We start from the raw sequence: 26,410 nt of genomic DNA on the forward strand, positions 1-26,410 counted from the left end.
CGGGCCGGAGTGGGTTAGGAATACCTCGTCATTGAGATCATGTCGGCCATGAGCAGCCTGGTGGTTGTTGGGTTCCCGTCCGTGGCGGAAGCGGACCAGGTCCGGCGTCAATTGGTGGAGATCCAGAAGGAGGAACTGATCGCCCTGGAGGATGCGGTCGTGGTGGAAGCGGAGCCGGACGGCAAGGTCCGCCTGCACCAGTCGCTCAACCTCACCAAAGCGGGTGCCCTCGGCGGTGGCTTCTGGGGCACCCTCGTGGGCCTGCTGTTCCTCAACCCCCTGCTTGGGGCCGCCGTGGGGGCGGGTCTGGGGGCCGCTTCAGGCTCCCTGTCCGATCTGGGTATCAATGACGGCTTCATGCGCGAGGTGGGAGAAACACTGCCCCCCGGCAGTGCGGCTCTCTGCCTGCTGCTGCGTGATGCCACCCCCGATCGGCTGATCGAGCGCCTGAGGGTTCACGCCCCCCACGCCAAGCTGCTGCGCACCAACCTCAGCACGACCGACGAGGACCGGCTGCGTCAGATGCTCGAGCAGGCGAGCAAGCAGGCCCAGGGACTGCGGTTGTCCTGAGCTTCGGGTTGACCCGGAAGCTGCAGCCCCTCTGACGCAATTCCCTGTTGACCGGCTTCACCAGGTCGCTGGGAACGTCATCGGCCATCTCCTCCGCGGAGATGCTGATCGACGGTGAGCCGTTCTGAAGAGCACTGAGCAGATCCGCCCAGAGGCTCACCATCGTGCGCTGGGCCTGGGGCACCAGGCCCAGCCGTTCCAGGTGGGGGGCACATCCCTGACGCAGCCAGAGGCTGGAGTGGTGATGGCCGGGCTGGGGGCGCATGGCCAGGCCGGCCGCCAGGGCTTCGGGGGTGGGCTCGCCGCTGCTGCGGCGCAGGCCGGAGGCAACCAGCAGTTTCCCGGTGTGGACGGCAGAGACGCCGTAGCGGCGGCCCAATTCGGTGAGGGTGAGCCAGTCGCCTCCCGGCGGGGTCTGGGCGCTGTGGCGGGCGGACATGGAGACGGAATCGAGTAACCGAATCCTGCCCGTGACCCCTGAAGCGTCAATTCGTCAACAGGAAACCGCCACATGGTGTTACCGAATTGATGAGACTTTACGAACAATTCAGGTTTCGGCCGGGCCCAGCCAGCGCTCCAGCGCCGGGGAGAACACCTCCCTGATCACGGTGAGTTCCCTCCCCTGGCGAAAGAAGCGGTAGTGGCGGCTCCAGAAGGGGCCATCGCAGCCGAAACGCTCCCTCAGCCAGGGTTCCTGCACCTGGCCGAAACCATCCACCTCCCGGTACAGCTCCGCCCGTCCGGCCGAGAGGCTGCGCCAGATCGGCAGACGGCGATCCTGCAGATGGGCCTCCGCCTCGGCCTGGTTCCACCAGCTCTCCGCCCAGCCCAGGGCCTGGGGCCCACAGGTGAGCCATACCTGTCGCCGCAGCAGGGGCTCGGCCAGCTGGGCCACCTCCGCCGGAGCCCCTGGCGATCCCCCCGGTTCGGAGGCCATCGCGATCAGTTCGACCTCCACCGGAAGGCCCGTAAGCAGCTGCAGGTGCCGGGTCGGGCTGCCGTCACCGAGCAGCAGCAGCTTCCAGGGACCGGTGAGCTCCCGGCCGGCAGGGAGCTCCTGGCGTTCGGCGGCGCTGGCCTGCCACAGAAAGCCGGGAGAGGGCCACAGGCCGCCGGAGTCAGGGGTCATGGCGGGCTGGGGCTCGGGTCAGTCGCTGTTCGGGTCAGTAGCCGTTACTGATCGAGATGCGCCGGACCTCGCCGCCGCGCTCGATCAGGGCGGTATCGCCATCGGCGGAGCGGAGGCGCCAGCCGCTGCCACCGATCGCTTCTCCGGTGTTGACGCTGGTGGAACTTCCCCCCATCTGGAAGATCGCCGAGGCAGGGCGTCCCGCGGAGCCCACGACACCGACCAGCTCCGGCACGGGGCCGCCCCCACCGACCGGGGCGGCGCTGCGCTCGGGGTAGGTTCCGCCGCCGCTGGCGGGGGGGGCTGCGGCGGCCAGTTTCGGGCTCACCGGCACCCGCAGGATCGGAGCCCTCGCCCCTTCCTGCTGGGGCAGCTGGGACAGCTGCTCGATCCAGGGTTCTTCCGGTGGAGGCGGGAGCTGGTCGCCAGAGAGGGGCAGCATGGGCTGCCCGCCGCTGACCAGGTTGGTGCCAGCCACGGCCCCGAGTGGGGCCGGATTGGCCGGCCCGAGGCTGCGTAAGCGTTCCACCAGCAACAGGCTGCGCTCCTGGGTGAGGGCCTGCTGCATGCGGCTGGAATGGGTCAGATACAGCACCGAGCTGGCCACGCTGATCATGCAGACCCCGCCCATTGCCGTCAGCAGCAGGGTGTGGCGGTCGGGCCGGGTCGGGGCGGGGGCCGCTGAAGGGGATGCAGTGGCCGGGCGGCCCCGCAGCCGTCGAATGGGGGTGGCCACCGGCAGTGGTGGGGGCGGCTCGGCCTGGGCCGCCACATCGAGATCAATGGTGGCCTCGGGGTCGAAGACCCGGTTCATCATCTGCTCGGCCTTCAGCTCCCAGTAGGCACGGGAGGTGGGGATGCCGCGCAGGGGGCGCCGAGGGGAGGGGCTCACGTGCAGTCCTCGGCGAAGGCGTGCGTCACTGTAACGATGGTTCCGCGGTCTGACGAGGGCCCGGTGGCTCCCGGCGCCGCTCCAGTTCCAGCCAGAGCAGCAGGGCGTTGACATCGGCGGGACTGACGCCGGGAATCCGGGAGGCCTGCCCGAGGCTGCGGGGCTGGATGGCCGTCAGCTTCTCGCGGGCCTCCGCCGAGAGGGTGCCGATGCCGGCGTAGGCGATGCCGGCGGGGATGGCCCGGCCGAGCTGGCGCCGGACCCGCTCGATCTGCTGTTCCTGGCGGGCCAGGTAGCCGCTGTACTTGATGTCGATCTCGGCGCCATCGCGCACGTCGGTCGGCAGATCCGGGTCACAGAGCCCCAGCCGCACCAGGTCCTCGCCGTGCAGGCCCGGCCGGCGCAGCAGGTCAGCCAGGGTGATGGAGCCGTTGATGCCGGCGCCGGTGAGGGCGGCCACGGCACTGGCGGCCGGATCGGTGGCCTTGAGCCGCACCGTCTCCAGGCGTCGCTTTTCGGCATCCATGCCGGCCTGCTTCTGTTCGAACAGGCGCCAGCGCCGTTCATCGATCAGGCCCAGCTGGTGGCCGAGGGGGGTGAGGCGGCGATCGGCGTTGTCACCGCGCAGCACCAGCCGGTACTCGCTGCGGCTGGTCAGCACCCGATAGGGCTCCTTCAGATCCTGGGTCACCAGGTCGTCCACCAGGGTGCCGATGTAGCTGCCCTCCCGGGGGAAATGCACAGGGTCCTGGCCCCCCAACAGCCGGGCGGCGTTCAACCCGGCCACCAGCCCCTGGGCGGCGGCCTCCTCGTAGCCGGTGGTGCCGTTGAGCTGACCGGCCGAGAACAGGCCCCGCACCCGTTTGGTCTCCAGGGTCGGCTCCAGCTGGGTGGCCGGCAGGATGTCGTAGTCGACGGCATAGGCGGGGCGCAGCATCACGCAGGTCTCCAGCCCGGGCAGGGTGCGCAGCAGGGCCAGCTGCAGGGATTCGGGCAGGCCGGTGGAGAAGCCCTGGACATACAGCTCGGGCGTGTCGCGCCCTTCCGGTTCCAGGAAGATCTGGTGGCTGTCCTTGTCGGCGAAGCGCACGATCTTGTCCTCGATCGACGGGCAGTAGCGGGGCCCCTTGCTGTCGATGAAGCCCCCGTAGATGGGGGTGAGGTGCAGGTTGTCGCGGATCAGCTGGTGGGTGGCCGCCGTGGTGCGGGTGATGTGGCAGGCCATCTGCTCGCCGCTCACCCGGGCGATGGGATCGAAGCTGAAGAAGCGATCGGCGGCGTCGCTGGGCTGCTCCTCGAGCCGGTCGAGGGCCACGCTGCGCCGGTCGACGCGGGCGGGGGTGCCGGTCTTGAGCCGGTCGGTGCGGAACCCCAGCGCCTCCAGGGCTTCGGTGAGGCCTTCGGCCGGTTGTTCGCCGGCCCGGCCCGCCGCCATCGAACGGTTGCCCACCCAGATGCGCCCGCCCAGGAAGGTGCCGGTGGTAAGGATCACGGCGCCGGCGGCATAGACGCTGCCGAAGTAGGTGCTCACGCCGATCACCCGTGCCCCGGCGGGATCGTTGGGATCCCCTTCCACTTCCAGCCCCGTCACCATGGCTTCACGCAGGGCCAGGTTGGGGGTGTGCTGCAGCAGCTGCAGCATCTGGCGGGCGTACTGGCGCTTGTCGGTCTGGGCCCGCAGCGCCCAGACGGCAGGGCCGCGGCTGGCGTTGAGCAGCCGTTTCTGCAGGGCGGTGGCATCGGCCAGCCGGCCAATGACTCCGCCAAGGGCATCCACCTCATGCACCAGCTGGCTCTTGGCCGGACCGCCCACGGCCGGGTTGCAGGGCTGCCAGGCGATGCGGTCGAGGTTGAGCGTGAACAGGGCGGTGGACACCCCGAGCCGGGCGGCGGTGAGGGCCGCCTCGCAGCCCGCATGGCCGCCGCCGACCACGATCAGGTCGAAACGTTCGGTGGGGGCTGCGCTCAGGGCCATCCCTTGAATGTATGGCGTGGCAGGGGCCGGTGGGGGTGGCGAGGCGCCTGATCAGCCTGGGTGAGCCGGCATGGACGCCGGTGGCTGCAGAGAGGCGGCGTAGGCGGGATCTTCGGTGCCGAACACCCGGTCCCAGAAGGTGAAATAGAGCCCGAAATGATGGCCGTGGCGCCGGTGGTGCAGGGAGTGGTGGGCGGGGCCGATCACCCAGCGCCCCAGCCAGTGGTGGGGAAAGCTCAGCGGCAGCACCTCCAGGCCCAGGTGGTTGACCACGGCCCACACCGTCATCGTGGTGAGCACAGCCAGCAGGGTGGCGAAATGCAGGGGAATCACCAGCACAACGGCGATCAGGAACAGGGCCTGAACGACGGCTTCGAGGGGGTCGAAGGCGAAGGAAGTCCAGGGTGTGGGCTGGCGTGATCGGTGGTGGCCCCGGTGAAACAAGGGGAAGAGTTTCGGCTGGTGGAACAGCCGGTGGGTGGCGTAGAAATAGGCATCCTGCAGCACCAGCACGGCCACATAACTGAGCGGCAGGCTCCACCAGGTGTCGGAATGGATCTGGCCATGCAGACGGGTCAGACCCTGCTCCTGCAACGTCATCACCAGGGCGGTGGCCAGGGAGAAGATGGCGGCGGAGAGGATGGACAGCTGGATGTCATTGAAAACGGAGACCCGGGCCTCCTGACGCTGGTAGAGAAGCCAGTGGGCGAAGCCGGCCATGGCGAGATAGCGCGCCAGAATGATGGCGAAGAAGGCGAAAACGTAAAACCAGAAGGAATGATGCTGCACGGATATGTCCATTAGATGATCTCCACCAGACCTTTCCACTGGAACAGCCCCCATCAACCCTAGGGGGCTTTTCCCTGCCGGGATACGGCGGGTATCCCTATGCAGCAAGATTGCGGAAACGTGTGAACTGAGGCTCAAACAGCAGCTTGACGGTGCCGACGGGGCCGTTGCGGTGCTTGGTGACGATGACTTCGGTGATGCCGCGGTCGGCGGTTTCGGGGTTGTAGTACTCATCGCGGTAGATCATCAGCACCAGGTCGGCGTCCTGCTCGATCGAGCCCGATTCCCGCAGGTCGCTGAGCATCGGGCGCTTGTTGGTGCGCGACTCCACGCCCCGGCTGAGCTGGGAGAGGGCGACCACGGGCACGTGCAGCTCACGGGCCATGCCCTTGAGGCCCCGGGTGATGCGGGAGAGTTCCTGGACGCGGTTGTCGGGGGTAGTGCCCTCCATCAGCTGCAGGTAATCGATCACGATCAGGCCGAGCTCCTTGCCGGTTTCGGCCATCAGGCGCCGGCAGAGCGAGCGCATCTCGAGCACGCCCGAATTGGGCTTGTCGTCGATGAATAAGGGCAGCTGGCCGAGGCTGTTGATACCCTGGCCGAGCAGGGGCCACTCCTCCTGCTGCAGGCGGCCGGTTCGCAGGCGGCCGCTCTCGATGCCCACCTCCATCGAGAGCAGGCGGTAGGTGAGCTGTTCCTTGCTCATCTCCAGGCTGAACACGCAGACCGGCAGCTGGTGCAGCTGGGCCACGTTCTTGGCGATGTTGAGCACGATCGAGGTCTTGCCCATGGCAGGACGCCCGGCCACGATGATCAGGTCGCTGCGCTGCAGGCCCTGGGTGATGGCGTCGAGGTCGTAGAAGTTGACCGGGATGCCGGCGACGGCGGTGCCCAGGGAGCGGCTCTCGATCTCGTTGAAGGTGCTGGTGAGGATCTCGGCGGTGGGGGTGAGGCCGGAGGTGGGCTTCTCCTGGCTGATGGCGAAAATCTTCTGCTCGGCCTCATCGAGCACCTGCTCCATGGGGATGCTCTGGTCGAAGCCCAGGCGGATCACATCGTTGGCGGAGCGAATCAGCTGCCGGCGCAGGTGCTTGTCCATCACCAGGCGGGCCACCTGGTCGATGGAGGCGGTGGAGAGGGTGCGCTCCACCAACTCGACCAGCCGGGCGCTGCCGCCCACCTTCTCCAGCTGGCCGGTGTCGGCCAGCCAGGCCGCCATGGCCGTGAGGTCGGTGGGCTTGCCCTGGCTGTGCAGCATCAGGGCGGTGCGGTAGATCTCGCGGTGAGCGCCGAGATAGAACGCCTCGGGACGCAGCACGTCGGCGATGCGGCCGATGGCATCGGGATCCAGCAGGATGCCGCCGAGGACCGATTCCTCCGCCTCCAGGTTCTGGGGCGGGACTGAATCGGGCAGGGCCTCAAAACCAGCCTGTTCGGCTCGCCGGGCTGCTGGCTTCGGCCCGTCGGGGCTGGGGGGATCGGATCCAGCCAGGGGCACGCTCACCATGGACGGGACTCCAGAACGCGACTCACGGAACAGAAGGCCGGATCGGTCGGGATCGGGCGCCATTGAGGAAGATCACTCTGGCGTCCGGAGCGGAAAAAATCGGTTCGCTGCTGGCTGATCAGTAGCTGACCACTTCCAGGTTGACGTCGGCGACGACCTCGGGGTGCAGCTTGATCTGCACCTTGTAGGAGCCGGTGCGGTGGATCTCGGGAACGGTGATGACGCGGCGGTCGACCTCCTTCTTGGTGGCCGCCTCAATGGCCTCGGCCACGTCGCCGTTGGTGACGGTGCCGAACAGGACGTCATCGCCGCCGGTCTGCTTCTTGACGGTGAAGCGACCGATGGTGTCAAGGGCGGTGCGGAAGGCCACGGCCTCCGCTTTGAGGGCCGCCTGGCGCTCGGCCTCCTTGGCCCGCCGGTGCTCCACCTGACGCAGCACCGCGGCGGTGACGGCCAGGGCCTTGCCGGTGGGCAGGAGGTAGTTACGGGCGTAGCCAGGAGCCACATCCACCAGATCCCCGTTCTTGCCCAGGGAAAGGATGTCCTCGCTCAGGACCACCTGCACACGCTTCTTGACCATGACAACGCCCCGGCTGAGCCATCTGAAATCCGATCGGCAAGCCTACGACACGGACCCGGCGGGGGCTGCGGCGCGGGGCAGGCGGACCCGGGTGGCCAGGCCCAGGGCCCGCATCAGTCGGATGTGCTGCCAGGTGAGGTCGAACTGGCGGGGGCCGAAGCCATGGCGGGCGGAATGGGGGTAGGCGTGGTGGTTGTTGTGCCAGCCCTCACCGAAGGTCAGCGCCGCCACCCAGGGGTTGTTCTTCGACTTGTCGCCGCTGTCGTGGACGGACTCTCCCCACATGTGGGTGGCGGAGTTCACCAGCCAGGTGCAGTGATAAACGATCACCAGGCGCAGGGGGATGCCCCACAGCACCAGGGCCCAGCCGCCGGCACCGGTGACGGAGCCGATCCAGAACAGCAACAGGCCCAGGGGCACCTGAAGCAGCAGGAAACGCGTGTTCAGCCAGCGGTAGTAGGGGTCGGCGGCCAGGTCGCCGGTGAGGCGGGGCACCGCCCCCATGGCGGGGATTTCGTTGAACATCCAGGCCATGTGGGACCACCAGAAGCCCTTGTTGCTGTCGTGGTGATCAGCGTCCGTATCGGAAAACTTGTGGTGGTGGCGGTGCAGACCGACCCAGTCGATCGGGCCGTGCTGGGCGCTGAGGGCGCCGCAGGTGGCGAAGAAGCGCTCCAGCCAGCGGGGCACCCGGAAGGAGCGGTGACAGAGCAGGCGGTGGTAGCCGATCGTGACGCCCAGGCAGGCGGTGACCCAATACATCACCACCAGAGCGGCGACGGCCCCGGGGCTCCAGAAGCGGGGCAGCAGGGCCACCACCGCCAGGATGTGGAGCACGGCCATGTAGCCGATCGTGCCCCAGCGGTTGCCCTTGGGGGAGACGCCGCGGGGTTCGCCACGGCGAGGCTCGTGCAGTCCCCTGGCCCGGACCAGGGCGTCGGCCCCCTGGTTGATGCTGGCCGGGCGGCGGGTGTGGCGTGTTTGGCTGCCGGATGGGGCGCCTGGCTTGATGCTGGGGCGGGAGAGGGGGGTGACGGCCATGAAGGACCGGGCTCCTGATGAGTGATTAAGATGGTAGCAATACGAATCCAGATCGAGTGGGGTATCGAGACGAACTCGTATCTGGCCGCATTGCCTTCGCCCATCTGATCCGGGTCTGGCACGAGCGCAACGGCTGGTCGCACCGGGTGCTGCCGATGCTGGCCGAGGCCCTCGACCTGGGACGGGTGCACAACTCCCAGCTCTCGATGCTGCGCAACGGCAAGCTGGCCTCCCCCGGCCCGGAGGTGTTCCTGGCCCTGGGGAGCGTGAACCTCTGGCTCGATGCCCAGGCCCCCGGGGGCCGGCTGGAGCCGGAGTCTGCGCGCACGCTGCTGGCGGCCCACCCCGAGCTCTTCGAAGCCCTCTGCAGTTCAGCCCTGCCGGTGCGCGATGAGCACCAGCGGGTGCTGGGGCCCGGGGCCCTGCTTGAGGTGTTCGTGGGCCTCTCCCAGCCGCCGGCCAGTTTCGACCTGCGCATCGCCGACGCCGAGGCCGGTGGACTCAGCGCCGCCCTGGCCCAGCTGCTCACCGCCGGCCGGCCCTGGCGCCACTGCCGCGACCGGCTGATGGCGGCCTATCCGGTGGCCAAGCGCCAGCGCCGGGAACGGTTCGCCGAGGTGATCGCCGGGCAGCGCGACTACACGGCGGTGGAACTCGACGCCGAGCTGCCGGAGCTGCGCCGCACCCTGGCGGCCCTGGGGGCGGCGGGGGAGGAAGAGCTCGGCCCAGACCGTTTTCTGGAGCTGCTGCGGCAGCGGGCCCTGCGGCTGCAGGGGGAAGGCGCCGAGCAGGCCCCGGACGATCTGGCGGCCGCCATCCGCAGGGAGATCGGGGCGGCGATCCCTGCGGAGCTCTGATCAGGCGCTGGCGGGAGCGTCGCCGCGGTGGCCGAACACGGGGGCGATGCGGACGCGTCTGGCCAGGCCCAGGGCCCGCAGGGCGCGGATGTGCTGCCAGGTGATGTCGAACTCGAACCAGCGCAGCCCGTGGCGAGCCGAGTGGGGGTAGGCGTGGTGGTTGTTGTGCCAGCCCTCACCGAAGGTCAGCAGGGCCACCCACCAGCAGTTGCGGGAGCGGTCGGGGCAGTCGAAGTTGCGGTAGCCGAAGGCGTGGGTGGCGGAGTTCACCAGCCAGGTGACGTGATACACCAGCACCAGGCGCAGGGGGATGCCCCAGAGCACCAGCCCCAGGCCGCCTCCAGGAATGTTCGCCCAGTTGCCGTACCAGTAGAGGGCGGCCCCCAGGGGCAGTTGCAGCAGCAAAAACCAGCGATCCAGCCAGCGGTAGAAGGGATCCTTCTCCATGTCGCCGGTGAAGCGATGGATCTCGGTGAGGGCTGGGATCTTGTGCAGCATCCACTCGCTGTGGGCCCACCAGAGACCCCGGGCCGCGTCGTGGTGATCGTTGGGCTGGTCGGAGAAGAGGTGGTGGTGGCGGTGCAGGCCCACCCATTCGATCGGGCCGCTCTGGCAGGCCAGGGTGCCCATCAGCACCAGCAGCCGCTCCACCCAGCGGGGGGCTTCGAAGCCCCGGTGCGCCACCAGTCGGTGCAACCCCAGGGTCACCCCCAGCACCGTGGCCCAGTACAAAACTGCCAGCACGATCACCCCCTGCAGGCTCCAGAAGCGCGGCAGCAGGGCGAAGACCGCCCCTACATGGATGGCCAGCATGAAGCCGGTGGTGCCGCTCTTGAATTTGCGCTGGGTCGCTGGCAGGGGCGGCCTCGGCCCTTCCATGGCCGCCAGCAGTTGGGCTTTCTTGCGCGAGTGGCTGGATTCCTGCCGGGGGACGCGCACGGTTTCGGCGCTCTGGCCTGATCGGAAGGCTTCGGATCGTGCGACCAAACGTTTCTCCGGTGGAAGGGGGCTGTGGGCTGAGAGTCCGGCCCCCATCCTGGCCCACGGCAGCGATGGCAGAGTGGACCCCGCCGATTGTCAGCCCTTGGGGGACGTTCTTCCAGGTCTGCGCGACGGCTCCAGCCCTGCCGACACGGTGGCCGCCGCCCTCGAACGGCTCGCCCCGGTGGCGGCCCGCCGCACGGCCGCCGTGCGGCCCCGGTTGGGCCGGGTGCTGGAGGCCTTCGCCGCCGAACGCCTGGGGGTGCACCACTTCGCCTCGGTCAGCGGCTATGGCCACGGCGACCTGGGCCGGGAGGTGCTGGACCGGGTCTTCGCGCGGGTGCTGCAGGCCGAAGCCGCCGCTGTACGGCTGCAGTTCGTCAGCGGCACCCATGCCATCACCGCCGCCCTGTTCGGGGTGCTGCGGCCGGGGGACCGGCTGCTGGCGCTCACTGGCCGCCCCTACGACACCCTCGAGGAAGTGATCGGCCTGCGGGGGCAGGGCCAGGGGTCCCTGGCCGAGTTCGGCATCCGCTACGACGAGCTGGCCCTCACCGCCGACGGCCGGGTGGACGAAGCGGCCCTGGAGGACGCGCTCGCCCCCCAGACGCGGATGGTGCTGATCCAGCGCAGCTGTGGCTACAGCTGGCGCCCCTCCCTGTCGGTGGCCAGCATCGGGCGCCTCTGTGAACGGGTCAAGGCGCTTCAGCCCGACTGCGTCTGCTTCGTCGACAACTGCTACGGCGAGCTGGTGCAGGAGCAGGAACCCACCGCCGTGGGGGCCGACCTGATCGCCGGATCCCTGATCAAGAACCTCGGCGGCACCATCGCGCCAACGGGGGGCTACGTGGCCGGCTGCCGGGAGCTGGTGGAGATGGCCTGCTGCCGCCTCACCGCCCCGGGCATCGGCAGCGAGGGGGGCACGGGGTTCGATCAGTACCGGCTGCTGTTCCAGGGATTGTTCCTGGCCCCCCAGATGGTGTCCGAGGCCCTGATCGGCGCTGACTTGGTGGCTGAGGTGTTCAGCGGCCTTGGCTATCCGGTGAACCCCGCCCCCGGTGCCGAACGCAGCGACGTGATCCAGGCGGTGCGGCTCGGCCATCCCGATCGGCTGATCGCCGTGTGCCGGGCGTTCCAGCAGCTGTCTCCTGTGGGGGCCTACCTGGATCCGGTGCCGGCCCCCATGCCCGGCTACGCCAGTGATCTGGTCATGGCGGGCGGCACGTTCATCGACGGCAGCACCAGCGAGTTCTCCGCCGATGGCCCGCTGCGGGAGCCGTTCGTGCTCTATGCCCAGGGCGGTACCCACCACGGCCACGTGGCCCTGGCCCTGGAGCGCGCCTTGGCCGCCCTGGGGAAAGTGGCGGACGTTGGGCACGCGGGGGAGGCTCCGGTCTCCGCCGCTCGGTCAGACTGAAGACCGCTTCTCCGCATCGCACCGGCCTTGGCGCACTCCTTCCCCGACGACTGCCGCTACTCCGAGAGCCACGAATACGTGCGCCCGGAGGGTGACCTGGTGCGGCTCGGGATCAGTTCCTTCGCCGTCGATCAGCTGGGGGACATCGTCTTCGTCGAGCTGCCGGCGGTGGGGGCCGCCCTGGCGCGGGGCACCAGCTTCGGCAGCGTCGAATCGGTCAAGGCGGTGGAGGATCTGATGGCCCCTGTGAGCGGCACGGTGGAGGCCCGCAACGAGGCGGTGCTGGCCAGCCCCGAGGAGCTCCAGAACGATCCCTACGGGGAGGGCTGGCTGCTGCTGGTGCGGCTGGGGGCCCCCGGCGAGCTCGACGAGCTGATGGATGCCGCCACCTACGGGGCCAAGGTGCAGGCGGGCTGATTGTCCTTAGGATCCCGCCACCTCCAGCCCGAACGCCCGTGTCCGCCTCCTTCCTGGTCCGGCATCTGGGTCCGGATTCCGAGGATCAGCAACGGATGCTGGCGGAGCTCGGCCTCGGTTCCCTCGATCAGCTGGCGGCCGAGGTCGTTCCCGCCGACATCCTGCTGACGGCGGAGGAGGCTGCGGTCGGCCTGCCGCTCCCCTGCCCGGAGGCCCAGGCCCTCAAGGAGCTGGGGGCGCTCGCCTCCCGCAACCAGGTGCTGCGCAGCCTCATCGGCCTCGGCTACCACGGCACGGCGACGCCGGCCCTGATCCAGCGCCATGTGCTGGAAAACCCCTGCTGGTACACCGCCTACACCCCTTACCAGGCGGAGATCGCCCAGGGGCGGCTGGAGGCCCTGCTCAACTTTCAGACCCTGGTCAGCGAGCTGACGGGGCTGCCGATCGCCAACGCCTCCCTGCTGGATGAGGCCACCGCCGCCGCCGAGGCGATGGCGATGGCGGCGGCGGTCACGACGCGCCGCGGCGCCCGCCGCTTCCTGGTCGACCGGGCCGTCCTGCCCCAGACCCTCGCCGTGCTCCACACCCGGGCCGAGCCCCTGGGGATCGTGATCGAGACGTTCGAGGCCGAGGCCCTCAGCGCCGCTGCCGATCCGGCGCTGGGCGAGGACGTCTTCGGCCTGCTGCTGCAGCTGCCCGGCGTCGAGGGCCGGCTCTGGGATCCCGCTCCGCTGCTGGCGGCGGCCCGCTCCGGCGCCGTGATCAGCACGGTGGCCGTGGATCCCCTGGCCCAGGCCCTGCTGGCCCCGGTGGGTGAGCTGGGCGCCGACATCGCCGTCGGCAGCCTGCAGCGCTATGGGGTGCCGATGGGGTTCGGCGGGCCCCACGCCGCCTTCTTCGCCACCCGGGAGGACTTCAAGCGCCAGATCCCAGGCCGTTTGGTGGGCCAGTCGAAGGATGCGGAGGGGAACCCGGCGCTGCGGCTGGCCCTCCAGACGCGGGAGCAGCACATCCGTCGCGACAAGGCCACCAGCAACATCTGCACCGCCCAGGTGCTGCTCGCGGTGATGGCGAGTTTCTATGCGGTCCACCACGGCCCCGATGGCCTCGAGGCCATCGCCCGTCGCCTTCTCGTCCTGCGCCAGGGCCTGGTGCTGGCCCTGGACGCCCTGGGCCTGCCGGCCGATCCGGGCGCCGGCTTCGACACCGTGGTGGTGCGCACCGCTGCAGCCCCCGCCCTGCGCCAGCGGGCCGTGGCCGCCGGCTTCAACCTCCGCTGCGGCGTCCGCGGCGACGACGGCCAGGACGCCCTGGCCATCTGCCTCGATGAACTCTCCACGGCCGAGGAGCTGGCCGCCCTGGTGGGCGCCCTGGCGCCGGAGGCCACCGCTGCTGCTGCGGCCCAGGCGGCCCTGCGGGCCGGCCTTTCCACCTTCGAGGCCCGGCCCCTGGCGGAGCTGCTCGATGGCGTGCCCCTGCGCCAGCGCCCCTGGCTGCGTCAGGAGGTGTTCCACCGCTATCGCAGCGAGACCGAACTGCTGCGCTACATCCAGCGCCTGGTGAGCAAGGACCTGTCGCTGGTCCACGGGATGATCCCCCTGGGCAGCTGCACCATGAAGCTGAATGCCGCCGCCGAACTGGCGCCGGTGAGCTGGCCGGCCTTCGGCCAGATCCATCCCTTCGCCCCCGCCGACCAGACCGCCGGCTACGCAGCCCTGGTGGCCGATCTGGAGGCCTGGCTGGGGGCGATCACCGGTTTTGCCGGGGTGTCCCTGCAGCCGAACGCCGGCTCCCAGGGGGAGTACGCCGGTCTGATGGTGATCCGGGCCTGGCACCGCAGCCGGGGCGAGGGCCATCGCCAGGTGTGCCTGATCCCCACCAGCGCCCACGGCACCAATCCGGCCAGCGCCGTGATGGCCGGGATGCGGGTGGTGGCGGTGGCCTGCGACGCCCAGGGCAACATCGACATCGCCGACCTGGAGGCCAAGGCCGTCGCCCACGCCGCCGACCTGGCGGCCCTGATGGTCACCTACCCCTCCACCCACGGGGTGTTCGAGACCGGCATCCGCCGCATCTGCCAGGTCGTTCACGACCATGGCGGCCAGGTGTATCTGGATGGGGCCAACCTCAACGCCCAGGTGGGCCTCTGCAAGCCCGGCCTCTACGGCGCCGACGTCTGCCACCTCAACCTCCACAAGACCTTCTGCATCCCCCACGGCGGCGGTGGTCCCGGGGTGGGGCCGATCGGCGTGGCGGCCCACCTGGTGCCCTTCCTGCCCTCCCACCCCCTGGCTGCGGCGAGCGCCAGCGGGGCGGGGGATCAGGCCATCGGCCCGGTGTCGGCGGCGCCCCTGGGCAGTGCCGGCATCCTGCCGATCAGCTGGATGTACATCCGCATGATGGGCGGCTCGGGCCTGCGCACCGCCAGCCAGGTGGCCCTGCTGGCGGCCAACCTGATCGCCGAGCGTCTTGAGCCCCACTTCCCGGTGCTCTACCGGGGCCGGGGCGGCCGGGTGGCACACGAGTGCATCCTCGACCTGCGGCCCCTCAAGCGCAGCTGCGGCCTGGAGGTGGACGATCTGGCCAAGCGGCTGATGGACTACGGCTTCCATGCCCCCACCGTCAGCTGGCCCGTGGCCGGCACGGTGATGGTGGAGCCCACCGAGAGCGAGTCGCTGGCGGAGATCGACCGCTTCTGCGCAGCCATGGAGGGGATCCGCCGCGAGGCCTGGGCGATCGAGACCGGCGCCGCCGACCCCCTCGACAACCCGCTCAAACAGGCGCCCCACACACTGGCGGCGGTCACCGCCGACGACTGGGATCGCTCCTACAGCCGCAGTGAGGCCGCCTTCCCCGCCGGGGAGAGCCAGCGGCAGGCCAAGTTCTGGCCGGCGGTCGCCCGCATCGACAACGCCTTCGGCGATCGGAACCTCGTCTGCACCTGTCCGAGCGTGGAAGAGGTGGCAATCCCCGAACTGGCCGCCTGAGTGTTCCGCCGGTACCTTTTCCCCCCGCCATGGCGCATCATTGCTGTGCCATCCCTTCGCGGCGATGGCAAAAGCCTTTCATTTTCATGGGGTTCATGAACGGCAACGACAACTCAGGTGGTGAGCCGGGCCCGGGCGCCCTTGTGCCCGGTCTGCCGGAGGCCAGCCAACGGGTGGATGGCACCAACGTGGTGCGGGTGCCCTTCGGGGTGCGCCGGGCCCGCCGCAGTCGCCCCGAGCGGCCCGACCACTGGGCCACCCTCGTGCTGCCCTTCCAGGCGGGCGGCGGCTCGCCCACGCCGCCCCACGCGGCCTAGGCCGCCAGCTCAGTAGCTGGCGCCGCTGCGGCGCTGGTGCACGGCGGTCGTGGCGGCCGGATCCAGCAGGTCGCCGCTGAGGGCCTCGGCGTAGAGCAGCCAGTGGTCGCCGCATTCCATCCGTTGGCTGACACGGGCCTCCAACCAGGCGAGGGCTTCCTGAAGCAGCGGTTGTCCGCTGGGAGTGGCTTCAAGCTCCAGGCCCGCCAGGCGATCGGCCCCCGGGGGGAAGGGTTGAAGAAACTGTTTCATCGGTCCGCTTTCCTTCCCGGCCGCCAGCACGTTGAGGGTGAAGGCGTCACCCACGTGCAGCAGGCTCTCGATCGCCCGGTCCTTGGCCACGGCCACGGTGAAGCCTGGGGGGCTGAAGCTGGCCTGGCTGACCCAGCTGGCCACCATCGCTCCACCGATGGCCTCAGGCCCATCCCCTTTGCGGGCCAGCACCACGCACAGGGCACCCACCACCCGGCCGAGGGCCTGGATCGCCGGGTTGGTGCGGCTCTCGCTCAGGCCTCCGCCGGTGCTGCGCCGCTGGGCCTGGCGATGCTGGCTCCGCAGGCGACGGCCCAGGGCGGTGCCGGTTTCCTCCAGGGTGCGCAGGGTGGCCAGATCGGGACTGAACTTGATCCGGATCGGATCGAAGGCGAACTGGAAGCCTCCGTCGCGAAGTTTGCCTTCAAGCAGGTCGATGGCCTCACCGCTCCAGCCGAAGCTGCCGAACACCCCCACCGGTTTGGCCCGATCCCCCTCGGCCAGCACGGTGCCGAGGGCCGAGACGATCGGTGTCGGCGCATGGCCCCCGAGGGTGGGGGAGCCGATCAGCAGGGCGTCGCAGGAGTGGATCGCCTCCAGCAACTGCTCGGCGGGTGCGAATTCACAGTTGATGCTCTCGACTCGAACGCCACTGCGGGCCACCCCCTGGGAGAGGGCGTCGGCGATGGCGGCGGTGTTGCCGTAAGCGCTCGCATACAGCAGGGCCACCGACAGGCTGGCCCGCTCCTGGCTCTCCCCCCAGCGGCGGTAGTCGGCCAGCAGGCTGCGCCAGCTCTGGGCGATGGCCGGGCCGTGGCCCGGGGCGATCGTGCGGATCGGCAGTTCGTCGAGCCGGTCGACGACCGTCTCCACCTGGCGGGCCATCGGCGCCATCAGGCAGTCGAAGTAATAGCGGCGGTCCTCCTCGGTGCTGGTGCGGTTCGCCTCGGCGAAGTCCTCGGTGCAGAGGTGGGCGGCGAAGAACTTGCCGCTCATCAGCAGCCCAGTGGTGGACTCGAAGGCGATCAGGCCGCCGGGCCAGCGGGGGGTGGGGGTGGGAAGCAGGGTGAGGACATGGCCGTCAGCGAGGGTGCGGCTGGTCTCCTGCTTGACCACCTCGATCGTCGGCAGGGGCACCGGGTCGGCTGGGGTGGCTTCACTGGCCTGGCCGGGCCGCTGCTGCTCCCAGAGTTCGGCGAGTACCTGGGCGCCGGGATTGGAGGCCACCAGCACCGTTTCCGGCCAGCCCGTCGCCAGCTGCTTCAGCAGGGCGACCCGGTTGGGGTTGACGTGTCCCACCACCACCTTGAGGGGCGCGTCGGCCGGCACCAGCAGGGCCAGCTGCTCCAGGAAGGGGGTGGCGAAGGAGGCCCCCGGTGGATGGACCAGCACCGGGGCGCCGCCGGAGGCGTCCTGCTGGAAGAGGAAGCTGTTGGCGGTGGTGCCCCGCTCGAGGCCGTACTCGACTTCGAAACGCAGGCGGCGCGGGCTGAGGCCGCGCAGGCAGAGCAGGCCGGGTTCGACCGGCAGGGTGATGACGCGCCGATCGGACGCGGATGGGGAGGTGGTCATCAGTAGTGGTTGCCCACTTTGCGGTGATGCACGGCCGTGGCGGCTGTGGTGTCAGCCACATTGCCCTCTTCCACCACCGCGTAGATGATCCAGTGGTCAGGGCCTTCCATGCGCTGGGTCACACGGCAGCCCAGGTAGGCCAGGGCATCCCCCAGCACAGGGCCGCCGGCGGCCACGCCCTCGAGGATGGACACCCCGGCGAAGCGGTCGGCCCCCGGTGGGAAACGGCGCAGGAAATGGCGCAGCAGCGGCTGGTGGTTGTCCTCCCGCAGCACGTTGAGCACGAAGCGATCGTCCACCTGCATCAGGGCTTCGATGGCCCGGTCCTTGGCGACGGCCACCGTGAGCCCCGGAGGGTCGAAACTCGCCTGGCTCACCCAGCTGGCCACCATGGCGCTGCTGCGGCTGCCGGCCTCGTCGTCCTGGCGAGCCGTGACGATGTAGAGGCCGCCGCTGAGGCGCCCCAGGGCCTTGTCCAGATCCCCATCGATGGACTTCATCGCTGCGATGGTCTTGGCCTTGGTGAGCAGCTGGCCCAGGTCGGTGCCGGCCTCCTCGCAGCGCTGGTAGTCGGCGCCGCCGGGAACCTGGCGGATGCGCAGGGGCTCGAAGGCCCATTTCTGCCCCAGGTTGCGCAGCTGGCCGGCCAGGGTGTCAATCGGTTCGTCGTTGCCGCCGAAGGCGTCATAGCAGCCCACCCACTGCTTGGGATGGAGGGCTGCCAGCAGGGTGCCGATGGCCGTCTGGAGGTCGGGATCGGGGGAGGCGGGCCAGGTGGGAACCACCACGGCGCTGGCCTCACCGATCAGGGCGGCGAGTTCCTGGGCGTCGGTGGCGCGCAGGTCGACGAGCTGCACCTGGCCGGAGGCCTTGCCGACGCCACGGGCGATGGCCTGGCTGAGCCGGTCGCAGAAGCCGTACTGGCTCAGGTAACAGACGGCGGCGTAGGCCTCCCCGGCGCTGCGCTGGCCGCTCCAGTCGCGGTAGTCACCCACCCAGAGGGGCAGGTGGTCCCGCAGCAGGGGGCCATGGCCCACGGCGATCGTGCTGATCTCCGGCAGCCCCTCCATCCGCTTGAGCGCCTGCAGCACGCTGCGGGCGTTGGGGGCCATCAGGCAGTCGTAGTAGAAGCGGAAATCCGGGGCTATCGCCCCCGGGTCGACATCGAACAGGTCGTCGGAGCAGTAGTGGAGGCCGAAGGCGTCGCAGGTGTAGAGGATGCCGGTGCCGTGGTCGAACGAGAAGATCGTGTCGGGCCAGTGCAGGTTGGGGGCGCTGAGGAAGCTGAAGCGGTGGGCCACGCCACTGGCTGGGTGCACGCCCAGATCCAGCTCATCGCCGCTTTTGACGGCCCGGCTGCGGAAGGGGCGATGCACCTGGTCCTGCAGGAACTGGATCGCCACCTTGGAGCCGACGATCTCGATGTCCGGGTGGCGATCGATCAGATCCCCGATCAGGCCGGAATGGTCCGGTTCGGTGTGGGAGACGATCAGGTGATCGATCGCCGTGGGCTCGATCAGACCTTCCAGCAGGGGGATCCAGGTGTCGCGGAACTTGGCGTGGCTGGTGTCGACCAGGGCCGTGCGCTCGCCGCGCACCAGGAAGGCGTTGTAGGTGGTGCCGTTGCGCAGGCCGAATTCGATGTCGAAACGGCTGCGGTCCCAGTCGAGGGAGCGGATCGCGGTGGTGTCAGCGGCGATCGGCTCGCACTGAAGGCTGAGGCGACCGGCCGCGGTCGCCATCGAGGCCGGGGCGGTGGCGGTGCTGCTGCTCATGGGGTCAGACTCCTTCCGCAGGCTCACGACTGTAGGCAGGGTGATGTCCCTTTCGGTCTGCAAGGCAACCTCGCAGGAACCTTGCGGGACGGTGGACAATGGGCTTGAACATTCCGAAGACGAGCCGATTGGTGGTCACTGACGACTTGGAGCGGTTTCGGAACGCGTTCCGCCGCCTGGAAGAGCGTCTTCTGGAAGCCTCGCGGTCGGACCGTTTCAAGCCGCCGACGGGCCTGGCCACGGCCCGCCTTCACCAGGAGTCGATCAACGCCTCCGAGGGGGTGCTCGGTGAGGTCCTCGACATGAGTGCGGATGGAATGAAAATTGCCATCGAGGCCGGTCATGATCTCGCCGTTGGCCAGCACTGCAGTGTTGTGGTGGGTGACGGGGAGGGAGAGACCTACCACCTGAGAGGCACCGTGCGCTGGATCGAAGCCACCAGCTACATCTCTGTGATCGGTCTCTCCCTTGATTCCGCCCACCGCATCGAGGCCTGATGCCCTCAGTCGGCCAGCTTCACACTGACGGAGGTCAGTGACTGTGCTTTCGGTGCCGTCACGGTGAGCAGGCCATCGCGGTAGTGGGCTTCGAGGGCGTCCCGTTGAATGCCGCCAGGGAAGCGGAAGCTGCGGCTCCATGTGCCGTAGCGGAATTCGCTCAGCAGGGGTGCGCGGCGGTTGCCTGCGGTTTCGGTGTTGCTGTCCTCCACCGGCTGGAGGGAACGTCGCTCGGCGGTGATGATCAAGGAACGGTCCGTGGCCTTCACATCAATGGAGGAGCGGTCGACGCCGGGGAGTTCCAGAGCGATCGTGTACATCGCTTCGGATTCATGAATCTCGGCGGCAGGAACCCGTTCGGCTGTCTGCAGCTGTTGCTCCAGCCGGTCGAAAAGATCGAAAGGGGACGAATGAAGGGTACGCATGGTTGTGGTTTCCGATACGAGTCACGGGAAGGGCCGGGTGAAGGACCAACCGCTGCTTCAATGTGCCCGCCTTGCCCTCAGGCTTCGAGGAGGAGAACCGACGCTCCGGGTTCGGTCCCCCCAACCGGGTTCGGCCTCTTCGCCAGCGGGGGTGGAGAACCGGAGCGGGGCGGCTACAGCCACCACCAGGTGGCGAAGGCAGCCGCCTGGCCGCAGGGCTGGCCGCCGCCATCCCGCAGGGTCCACAGCCGGGCCTTTTCGATGCGGAACCGGCGGCCACCGCTGTCGATGCGGATGCCGGCGTAGCCCTCCAGGGCCACGCAGCGGCGCGCCTGCTCCAGGGCGAGGGCCCTGCTGTGGCGTTCGGCCGGCTCGGCTGTGAGCCGGGACGGCAAGCCCACCATGGCGCTCCAGGGGCGGCACCACAGCATCAGCGCGGCGCGGTTGGCATAGATCAGCTGCGGATCGGCGCCGCCGTCATGGGCCAGCACGATCGTGGCGGCCACGAACAGTTCCTGGGCCGCCTGCAGCGGTGAGCGGCCGTTCTCCACGCCGGCCAGCAGCGGCCGATCGAAGGCCTGCCGGTGACCAGCCAGGAGGCGCCCGGCGGTGGTGATGGCGGCTTCGCTTAGCCAGGGGGGCGGCTCAGGCCTCGGCATCCGCCCCAGTGGCCATCGCCCGGGCCATGGCCTGCTGGGCCATCCCGGTTCCGTGGGCCTTGAGCGTGTCCAGGAAGAGCTGGTTGGCCTCCGGGAAGCGGGGTTCCTCGGCCAGGGGCAGGGGGCCGGCCCCATCAAGGCCCGATTCCCCTTCCATGGCCGGCGTGATCACCACCAGATCGGGATCGAGGGGGGCGTCGTAGCGCCACCAACGGGCCGGATCGGCAATGGCGGGGTGGATTGGATGGGGCGCATGCTCCACGGGCGCCACCACCCCTTCCCGGCGGCGTTTGGCCAGATCGCCCAGCAGCTGGCTGCGGGTGCGGCCCCGCAGCTGGAACAGCACGAAGGGGTCCTCGCTGAAGCGATCCCCCATCAGGTAATAGACGGCGCTGATGTGCTTGCAGGGATTGGCCTTGTCGGGGCAGCTGCACTCGCTGCGCACCTCCTGGAGCTTGAAGGGGAACAGCCGCTTGCCACTGGCGGCGAAGGCCCGCTCGATGTCGGCCGGCATGATCCCCGCCAGCAGCTGGGCCGACCAGCGGGCTTTCTGGCTCAGGGCTTCCAGCACATAGCCCCAGTCCTCGTCGTTGAGCACGTCGAGCCAGAGCTTCACCTTGTAGGGATCGGGGTCGGTGCCCTGCACCCGGGCATGGACCCGGCGTCCCTCGAAGCGGATCGAGACGACATTGCCCTCCCGGGCGTAGGTCCAGGCGCGCTCCAGGCGTTTCTTGAACCGGTAGGAGTGGATCAGCTCCATCCACTGCTCCACCCACCAGGGCTGCTGCCCCAGACCCTGCTGGCCCAGCTGGGTGGTGATGGCGCCATTGGCGCCGGGGAAGGAGCTGGTCATGCCGCCGGCCTCAGGGCCCCATCCTGACGCCTACCGGACCCACTGGCCTAGGTTGTCCCGACGCAGGGCGTGGAGTCCTTGAATCGCATCATGTTCGGGGCCGGCAACGGTTTTCACAGTCTTCTGAGGGCAAGGGTTCACGAGCATTTCGAGAGCACGGGCCAGGACCGGCGTGACTCCCGGGCCATGGTGGTCAAATCGGCCCTGATCCTGGGCTGGTTCGTGCTCACCTACGGGTTGCTCGTCTTCCAGGCCAGCAGCTGGCCGGTGGCTGTGGCCCTCTCGGCCTTTCTCGGCCTGGCGATCGCCGCCATCGGCTTCAACATTCAGCACGACGGTGGCCACGGCGCCTACTCGCGCCACCGCTGGATCAACAAGGCCGCCGCCATGACGCTCGACCTGCTGGGCGGCAGTTCCCTGATCTGGGCCCACAAGCACAACGGTCTGCACCACACCTTCACCAACATCTCCGGCCACGACGACGACATCAACCTCGGCTTGATCGGGCGTCTCTCGCCCCACCAGCCCCACCGCTGGTGGCACCGCTGGCAGCACCTCTACCTTTGGCCCCTCTACGGAATGCTGCCGATCAAGTGGCAGTTCTTCGACGACTTCGCTGACCTGGCCAGTCGGGGCCGCGGTGACCATTCCCTGCCCCCGCTCTCGCTGGCCGACTGGCTGCTGGTCGTGGGCGGCAAGGTGATCTTCTTTTCCCTGGCCTTTGCGCTGCCCCTGCAGCGCCATTCCATCGCAGCGGTGATCGGCTGCTACGTGGTGACGGCGATGGTGCAGGGGATCGTCCTGAGTGTGGTGTTCCAGCTGGCCCACTGCGTGGAGGAGGCCGACTTCCCTGGCGTGGCTGCTACTGATTCCGGCATGGGCCCCTGGGCCGACCACCAACTCGCCACCACAGTGGATTTCAGCCGCTCCAACGGCCTGCTGAGCTGGCTGCTGGGGGGCTTGAACTTCCAGGTGGAGCACCACCTGTTCCCCCGCATCTGCCACGTCCACTACCCCCAGCTCTCCGCCATCGTCGAGCAGACCTGCCGCGACTGCGGTGTGCCCTTCCGCAGCCACCGTTCCTTCCTCGCCGGTGTGGTCTCCCACTACCGCTGGCTTCGCCGCATGGGTCAGACGCCTGCCGCCGCCACCCCCCTGGCCCTGCCGGTGCTTCTGCCGGTGTTGGGGGAGCCTGACGTCGCTGCCCTGGTCAGCCGCTGATCCGGCAGGCCGTCAGGGCCCGTCCTCCAGGGCCACCAGGTCCCGGAGCTGGCCCACGTCGAAGCCTCCGAGCCATTCCTCGCCGCTGCCGACGATGTCGGCGGCCAGCTTGGATTTCTCCTCGATCATGCGGTCGATCTTCTCCTCCACCGAACCGCTGGTGATGAACTTGTGCACCAGCACCCGGTTGGTCTGGCCGATCCGGTAAGCCCGGTCGGTGGCCTGGTTCTCCACAGCGGGGTTCCACCAGCGGTCGATGTGGAACACGTGGCTGGCCCGGGTCAGGTTGAGGCCGACGCCGCCGGCCTTGAGCGACAGCAGGAACAGCTGGGGACCGCGGGGATCCTCCTGGAAGCGGTCCACCATCGCCTGCCGGTCGGTCTTGCTGCTGCCGCCATGCAGGAAGGGCACATCCTGACGCCAGCGCTGTTCCAGGTAGGTCTTGAGCAGGTGGCCCCATTCGGCGAACTGGGTGAACAGCAGGGCCCGATCGCCCGCCTCGATCACCTCCTCGAGGATCTCCTCCAGGCGCAGCAGTTTGGCGCTGCGGCTGGCGAAGCCGTTGTCCACCCGGCCCTCCTTCAGGGCCAGGGCCGGGTGGTTGCAGATCTGCTTCAGGCGGGTGAGCAGGGCCAGCACCTGGCCATGGCGCTGGCCCAGGGGCGCGCGGGCGATGGCGTCGAGGCTGTCGTCCACGGTCTGGCGGTAGAGCTTCGTCTGCTCGGCCGACAGGCCCACCCATTCGCGCAGTTCCACCTTCTCCGGCAGGTCGGAGATGATCGAGCGGTCGGTCTTGAGCCGCCGCAGGATGAAGGGCCCGACCCGGGCCTTGAGGTCCCGCAGGGAGCTCATGTCGCCGTAGCGCTCGATTGGCAGGCGGTAGCGCTGGCGGAAGAAACCCTCCTCCCCCAGCACCCGGGGGTTGAGGAAGTCCATCAGGGCCCACAGCTCGCTCACCCGGTTCTCCACGGGCGTGCCGGTGAGGGCGATGCGGAAGCGCCCCTGCTTGCCGGGGCGGGCCAGGTCGCGGGCCGCCTGGCTCTGCTTGGCCGATGGGTTCTTGATCGCCTGGGCTTCGTCGATCACCATGCCTTGCCAGTCGATGCTCTCCAGCAGTTCGCTGTCGCGCTGCAGCAGTCCGTAGCTGGTGAGCACCAGGTCCACCCCGTCCAGGGCCTTGGCCAGCTTTTCAGGGGTGGACGGCCGGCGCGGGCCGTAGTGCTCGCGCACCTCCAGATCCGGCGTGAAGCCCGCCGCCTCCCGCTTCCAGTTGGTCAGCACCGAGGTGGGGGCCACCAGCAGGACGGGCCGCTTCAGCTCCTGCTCCACCTTGAGGTGCTGCAGGAAGGCCAGCAGCTGCACTGTCTTGCCCAGGCCCATGTCGTCGGCCAGGCAGGCCCCCTGGTCGAAGCGGTGCAGGAAGGCCAGCCAGCCCAGGCCCCGCTCCTGGTAAGGCCGCAGCTGGCCGGCGAAGCCCTCCGGTGCCGGCAGGGGATCCGGGGCCTTCTGCTGGTGGTACTGCTCCAGAACGGCGTGCAGCCTGGGCCCGGCGGTGAAGCGATGCACCGGCAGTCGCATCAGGGTGTCGCCGTCGCTGGCGGTCAGCCGCAGGGCATCGTCGAGGCTGAGGTTGGGATCGGCGGCACAGAAGCGCTCGGCGTTCTTGAGATCGCTGGGGCGCAGCTCGATCCAGGCCCCCTTGTGCTGCACCAGCGGGCTGCGCTTGGCGGAGAGGCGCTCAAGGTCTTTCAGCGTCAGCGTGACGCCGCCGATCATCAGCTCCCACTTCCACGCGAGGCTTTCCCCGAGGGAGAAGCCGCGGGAGCGCTCGGGCAGCTCGGCCTCGATCGAGAGGCCCAACCGACTGGCCAGGCCGCCACTGAGGCTGGCGGGCAGCACCACGCCCACGCCCACGTCGCGCAGCTGGGTGGCGGCGGTGCGCACCAGCACGAACGCTTCGGCTGGCGTGAGCTGCATGGTTTCGGGAGCTGCCGCATCCAGGCCCCGCCCGATCGGTTCGAACACCTGCAGGGCCCGGCCCATGCCCTCCAGCAGCAGCTGGCCCGGTTCGGCCACCTCCACTTCGCCCAGTTGCAGTCTGCCGTCGCCCGCATTCCAGACGGTGCGGGCCGGCATGCGCAGGCTGGGATCAGCCTCCGCCTGCAGGGAGAAGCGCAGTTCCCAGAGCTCTTCGCCCTCCTCGGGGGTGAACAGCTCCAGGCAGGTCCTGGCCGGCGCCACGCGCCCCGCCACCGCTTCGCGCCAGTGCTGGGTGGCCACGGCCAGCCGCTCCCGCTCCTCCTCGTCCAGCTCGAGACGGCCGGGGCCGGGGCCCAGGGCCTTCTGCCAGGCCCCCAGCAGGGGATCCAGACCCTCGGCCCCGGGCCGGAAACCGCTGCGCAGCTGGCCATCGAGGAGGGCCTCCAGCAGGCTGGCCACCCGCAGTCGGCCGCTGCCGGGGCGGCGGCAGGCCAGGCCCCCGTCCCCGGTGGCCCCGGCGGCCATGGCGCAGGTGGCCACCTGGGGCAGGCGGATGGCCAGTTCTTCCAGCCGCCGCCGGTCCCCCTCCCGGTTGAGCAGGGGCAGCCAGCGGGCCCGGTCCTCCTCCACCTGGGGCAACCAGCGGCCCCGGGCGATCAGGCTCAGGGCCCAGCGCTCCAGGTGGCTCCACCAGCGCAGATCGTCCGCCAGCCCGGGATCGTCGCCCGAGAGGGGCAGCCCGGCGAGCCAGTCGCCGGCCCCAGCGGGATCAAGGGCCAGCCCCTCCACCCGCCAGGGCCACCACTGCACCTCCTTCGGGATCGGCTCGCCCGCCTGGAGCGGCAGGCCGCTCCAGGCGGCCAGCCCCTCACTGGCGGCCTTGCGGCGGCCGCGGGCCCCCTGGCTGCGGCTGGGCAGGGTGAGCAGGGCCTCCGCCGGGCGGAAGGCCTCCGACCAGAGGCCATGGTCATCCAGCCAGGCGCCCAGATCGTCGACGCTCAGGGACAGGGGATGGTCGGGAACGGTGCGCAGCGGCGCCACCGGTGCGGCGACCCGCCAGGTGTCGGCCCAGAGCAGCAGCCGGCCCCCGGCCCCTTCGGGAGGAAACAGCCAGGTGGCGTGCAGGAGGCTCATGGCCGCAAGGCGGGCAACAGACGTTGGGCGCCCCTCAGCAGCAGGGCGCTGCCGATCAGGGGAAGCCAGAGCGGCAACCAGCCGCGCATCAGCTCGATGATCGCCGCCATGGCGCTGTGCGCCAGAGGCTGGTGGAGCAGGGAGTGGAGCTCGGGAACGGGCAGGGCCAGGGAGGTGATCTGCACGGGTCCCCCCAGGCTGCGGATCCCGCACACCGCCCCCACCAGGCCGGCGGCCAGGTGCTCGTCGTCGGGATCGACCCGCTGCAGGTGGAAGGCCAGCAGACCGTAGAAGAAGCCACAGCCCGCCGACCGCAGTCCGCTGTCCAGGCCGGCCGGCAGCCCGATCAGGGCGGCGGCCAGTCCGCCCAGCAGCGCCCACGACAGGGACTGCAGCCGCAGACGGGCACGGGAATCGTCGGACGCCTGGGTCAACGGCAAGGCCTTGGCGATGGCCCGATCATGCCTGGCCATCGGCAGGCTTACATTATCCAGTGATGCTGGCCATGCCAGCGGTTCAACCAGCACAGACCTTTCCTCAGCCTTTCTCCGACCCCTGGCCGGTCATCGGGCGTCGTTCCGTT

24 protein-coding genes are annotated in these 26,410 nt (G+C 69.6%); 8 read left to right on the forward strand and 16 right to left on the reverse strand.

Annotated features, from left to right (window positions below; translation table 11 throughout):
- Nucleotides 1-48: 48 nt before the first annotated feature.
- Nucleotides 49-570 carry a DUF1269 domain-containing protein gene (locus tag KUG43_RS04620; protein WP_216906575.1) on the forward strand — a complete coding sequence of 174 codons (522 nt, stop codon included), beginning with the start codon at nt 49-51 and terminating at the stop codon, nt 568-570.
- Here the strand turns inward: KUG43_RS04620 and KUG43_RS04625 are convergent.
- The 8 genes from KUG43_RS04625 to KUG43_RS04660 form a co-directional block, all read right to left on the reverse strand.
- Nucleotides 491-1,009 (reverse strand): hypothetical protein, encoded by a 519-nt coding sequence (locus KUG43_RS04625; RefSeq protein WP_216906577.1) that lies wholly within the window; start codon nt 1,007-1,009, stop codon nt 491-493. The two genes, KUG43_RS04620 and KUG43_RS04625, sit on opposite strands and share 80 nt — an antisense overlap.
- A 108-nt stretch (nt 1,010-1,117) precedes the next feature.
- Nucleotides 1,118-1,699, reverse strand: coding sequence for a chorismate lyase (locus KUG43_RS04630; protein ID WP_216906579.1), 582 nt, complete (start codon nt 1,697-1,699; stop codon nt 1,118-1,120).
- A 34-nt stretch (nt 1,700-1,733) separates the two neighbouring features.
- Nucleotides 1,734-2,591 (reverse strand): hypothetical protein, encoded by an 858-nt coding sequence (locus KUG43_RS04635; protein ID WP_216906581.1) that lies wholly within the window; start codon nt 2,589-2,591, stop codon nt 1,734-1,736.
- Between the two features lie 25 nt (nt 2,592-2,616).
- Complete coding sequence (gene mnmG / locus KUG43_RS04640) at nt 2,617-4,566, reverse strand: tRNA uridine-5-carboxymethylaminomethyl(34) synthesis enzyme MnmG (protein ID WP_216906583.1); 1,950 nt, start codon at nt 4,564-4,566, stop codon at nt 2,617-2,619.
- Nucleotides 4,567-4,617: 51 nt separating this feature from the next.
- Entirely contained in the window at nt 4,618-5,355 is a 738-nt protein-coding gene (locus KUG43_RS04645; protein ID WP_216906585.1) for a sterol desaturase family protein, read from the reverse strand.
- 97 nt (nt 5,356-5,452) lie between these two features.
- The gene (gene dnaB / locus KUG43_RS04650; RefSeq protein ID WP_216906587.1) at nt 5,453-6,862 is read right to left on the reverse strand and encodes a replicative DNA helicase; all 1,410 of its coding nucleotides are present in this window, start codon (nt 6,860-6,862) and stop codon (nt 5,453-5,455) included.
- Between the two features lie 118 nt (nt 6,863-6,980).
- Nucleotides 6,981-7,442 (reverse strand): 50S ribosomal protein L9, encoded by a 462-nt coding sequence (gene rplI / locus KUG43_RS04655; protein ID WP_216906589.1) that lies wholly within the window; start codon nt 7,440-7,442, stop codon nt 6,981-6,983.
- 42 nt (nt 7,443-7,484) lie between these two features.
- The gene (locus KUG43_RS04660) at nt 7,485-8,483 is read right to left on the reverse strand and encodes an acyl-CoA desaturase (RefSeq protein WP_216906591.1); all 999 of its coding nucleotides are present in this window, start codon (nt 8,481-8,483) and stop codon (nt 7,485-7,487) included.
- Nucleotides 8,484-8,539: 56 nt separating this feature from the next.
- Between KUG43_RS04660 and KUG43_RS04665 the strand changes: the two genes are divergently transcribed.
- Nucleotides 8,540-9,340, forward strand: coding sequence for a DUF8644 domain-containing protein (locus KUG43_RS04665; protein WP_216906593.1), 801 nt, complete (start codon nt 8,540-8,542; stop codon nt 9,338-9,340).
- Here KUG43_RS04665 and KUG43_RS04670 read toward each other — a convergent pair whose 3' ends face one another.
- A complete protein-coding gene (locus KUG43_RS04670) occupies nt 9,341-10,219 on the reverse strand; it encodes an acyl-CoA desaturase (protein WP_216906790.1) in 879 nt (292 codons plus the stop codon).
- A 205-nt stretch (nt 10,220-10,424) separates the two neighbouring features.
- Between KUG43_RS04670 and KUG43_RS04675 the strand changes: the two genes are divergently transcribed.
- The 4 genes from KUG43_RS04675 (at nt 10,425) to KUG43_RS04690 (ending at nt 15,459) form a co-directional block, all read left to right on the forward strand.
- Nucleotides 10,425-11,738 (forward strand): methionine gamma-lyase family protein, encoded by a 1,314-nt coding sequence (locus tag KUG43_RS04675; RefSeq protein WP_286194384.1) that lies wholly within the window; start codon nt 10,425-10,427, stop codon nt 11,736-11,738.
- Nucleotides 11,739-11,765: 27 nt separating this feature from the next.
- A complete protein-coding gene (gene gcvH / locus KUG43_RS04680; RefSeq protein ID WP_216906595.1) occupies nt 11,766-12,155 on the forward strand; it encodes a glycine cleavage system protein GcvH in 390 nt (129 codons plus the stop codon).
- 95 nt (nt 12,156-12,250) lie between these two features.
- Nucleotides 12,251-15,142 (forward strand): aminomethyl-transferring glycine dehydrogenase, encoded by a 2,892-nt coding sequence (gcvP, locus tag KUG43_RS04685; RefSeq protein WP_502988578.1) that lies wholly within the window; start codon nt 12,251-12,253, stop codon nt 15,140-15,142.
- Between the two features lie 95 nt (nt 15,143-15,237).
- A complete protein-coding gene (locus KUG43_RS04690) occupies nt 15,238-15,459 on the forward strand; it encodes a hypothetical protein (protein ID WP_216906599.1) in 222 nt (73 codons plus the stop codon).
- A gap of 9 nt (nt 15,460-15,468) precedes the next feature.
- On the opposite strand, the gene KUG43_RS04695 is transcribed toward KUG43_RS04690, so the two are convergent.
- Both KUG43_RS04695 and KUG43_RS04700 read right to left on the reverse strand, forming a co-directional pair.
- Nucleotides 15,469-17,283, reverse strand: coding sequence for a diflavin flavoprotein (locus KUG43_RS04695; protein WP_216906601.1), 1,815 nt, complete (start codon nt 17,281-17,283; stop codon nt 15,469-15,471).
- Entirely contained in the window at nt 17,283-19,058 is a 1,776-nt protein-coding gene (locus KUG43_RS04700) for a diflavin flavoprotein (RefSeq protein WP_286194385.1), read from the reverse strand. Before KUG43_RS04700 ends, KUG43_RS04695 begins: the two co-directional genes overlap by 1 nt.
- A gap of 131 nt (nt 19,059-19,189) precedes the next feature.
- On the opposite strand from KUG43_RS04700, the gene KUG43_RS04705 reads away from it, so the two are divergent.
- Entirely contained in the window at nt 19,190-19,555 is a 366-nt protein-coding gene (locus tag KUG43_RS04705; RefSeq protein WP_216906603.1) for a PilZ domain-containing protein, read from the forward strand.
- 5 nt (nt 19,556-19,560) lie between these two features.
- On the opposite strand, the gene KUG43_RS04710 is transcribed toward KUG43_RS04705, so the two are convergent.
- From KUG43_RS04710 to KUG43_RS04720, 3 genes are all read right to left on the reverse strand, one after another.
- Nucleotides 19,561-19,980, reverse strand: coding sequence for an Hsp20/alpha crystallin family protein (locus KUG43_RS04710; RefSeq protein ID WP_216906605.1), 420 nt, complete (start codon nt 19,978-19,980; stop codon nt 19,561-19,563).
- Nucleotides 19,981-20,153: 173 nt separating this feature from the next.
- Nucleotides 20,154-20,639 (reverse strand): MEKHLA domain-containing protein, encoded by a 486-nt coding sequence (locus KUG43_RS04715; protein ID WP_216906607.1) that lies wholly within the window; start codon nt 20,637-20,639, stop codon nt 20,154-20,156.
- The gene (locus KUG43_RS04720; protein WP_216906609.1) at nt 20,626-21,492 is read right to left on the reverse strand and encodes an SWIM zinc finger family protein; all 867 of its coding nucleotides are present in this window, start codon (nt 21,490-21,492) and stop codon (nt 20,626-20,628) included. Before KUG43_RS04720 ends, KUG43_RS04715 begins: the two co-directional genes overlap by 14 nt.
- Nucleotides 21,493-21,570: 78 nt before the next feature.
- Between KUG43_RS04720 and KUG43_RS04725 the strand changes: the two genes are divergently transcribed.
- Nucleotides 21,571-22,713, forward strand: coding sequence for a fatty acid desaturase family protein (locus KUG43_RS04725; protein ID WP_216906611.1), 1,143 nt, complete (start codon nt 21,571-21,573; stop codon nt 22,711-22,713).
- Between the two features lie 12 nt (nt 22,714-22,725).
- On the opposite strand, the gene KUG43_RS04730 is transcribed toward KUG43_RS04725, so the two are convergent.
- Together KUG43_RS04730 and KUG43_RS04735 are read right to left on the reverse strand one after the other, a co-directional pair.
- On the reverse strand, nt 22,726-25,827 hold the full coding sequence (locus tag KUG43_RS04730; protein WP_216906613.1) for a DEAD/DEAH box helicase: 3,102 nt from the start codon (nt 25,825-25,827) through the stop codon (nt 22,726-22,728).
- Entirely contained in the window at nt 25,824-26,300 is a 477-nt protein-coding gene (locus tag KUG43_RS04735; RefSeq protein WP_216906615.1) for a hypothetical protein, read from the reverse strand. Before KUG43_RS04735 ends, KUG43_RS04730 begins: the two co-directional genes overlap by 4 nt.
- Nucleotides 26,301-26,410: the final 110 nt, after the last annotated feature.

It is taken from the genome of Synechococcus sp. CCY 0621, assembly GCF_019038465.1.
GTDB lineage: Bacteria > Cyanobacteriota > Cyanobacteriia > PCC-6307 > Cyanobiaceae > Cyanobium.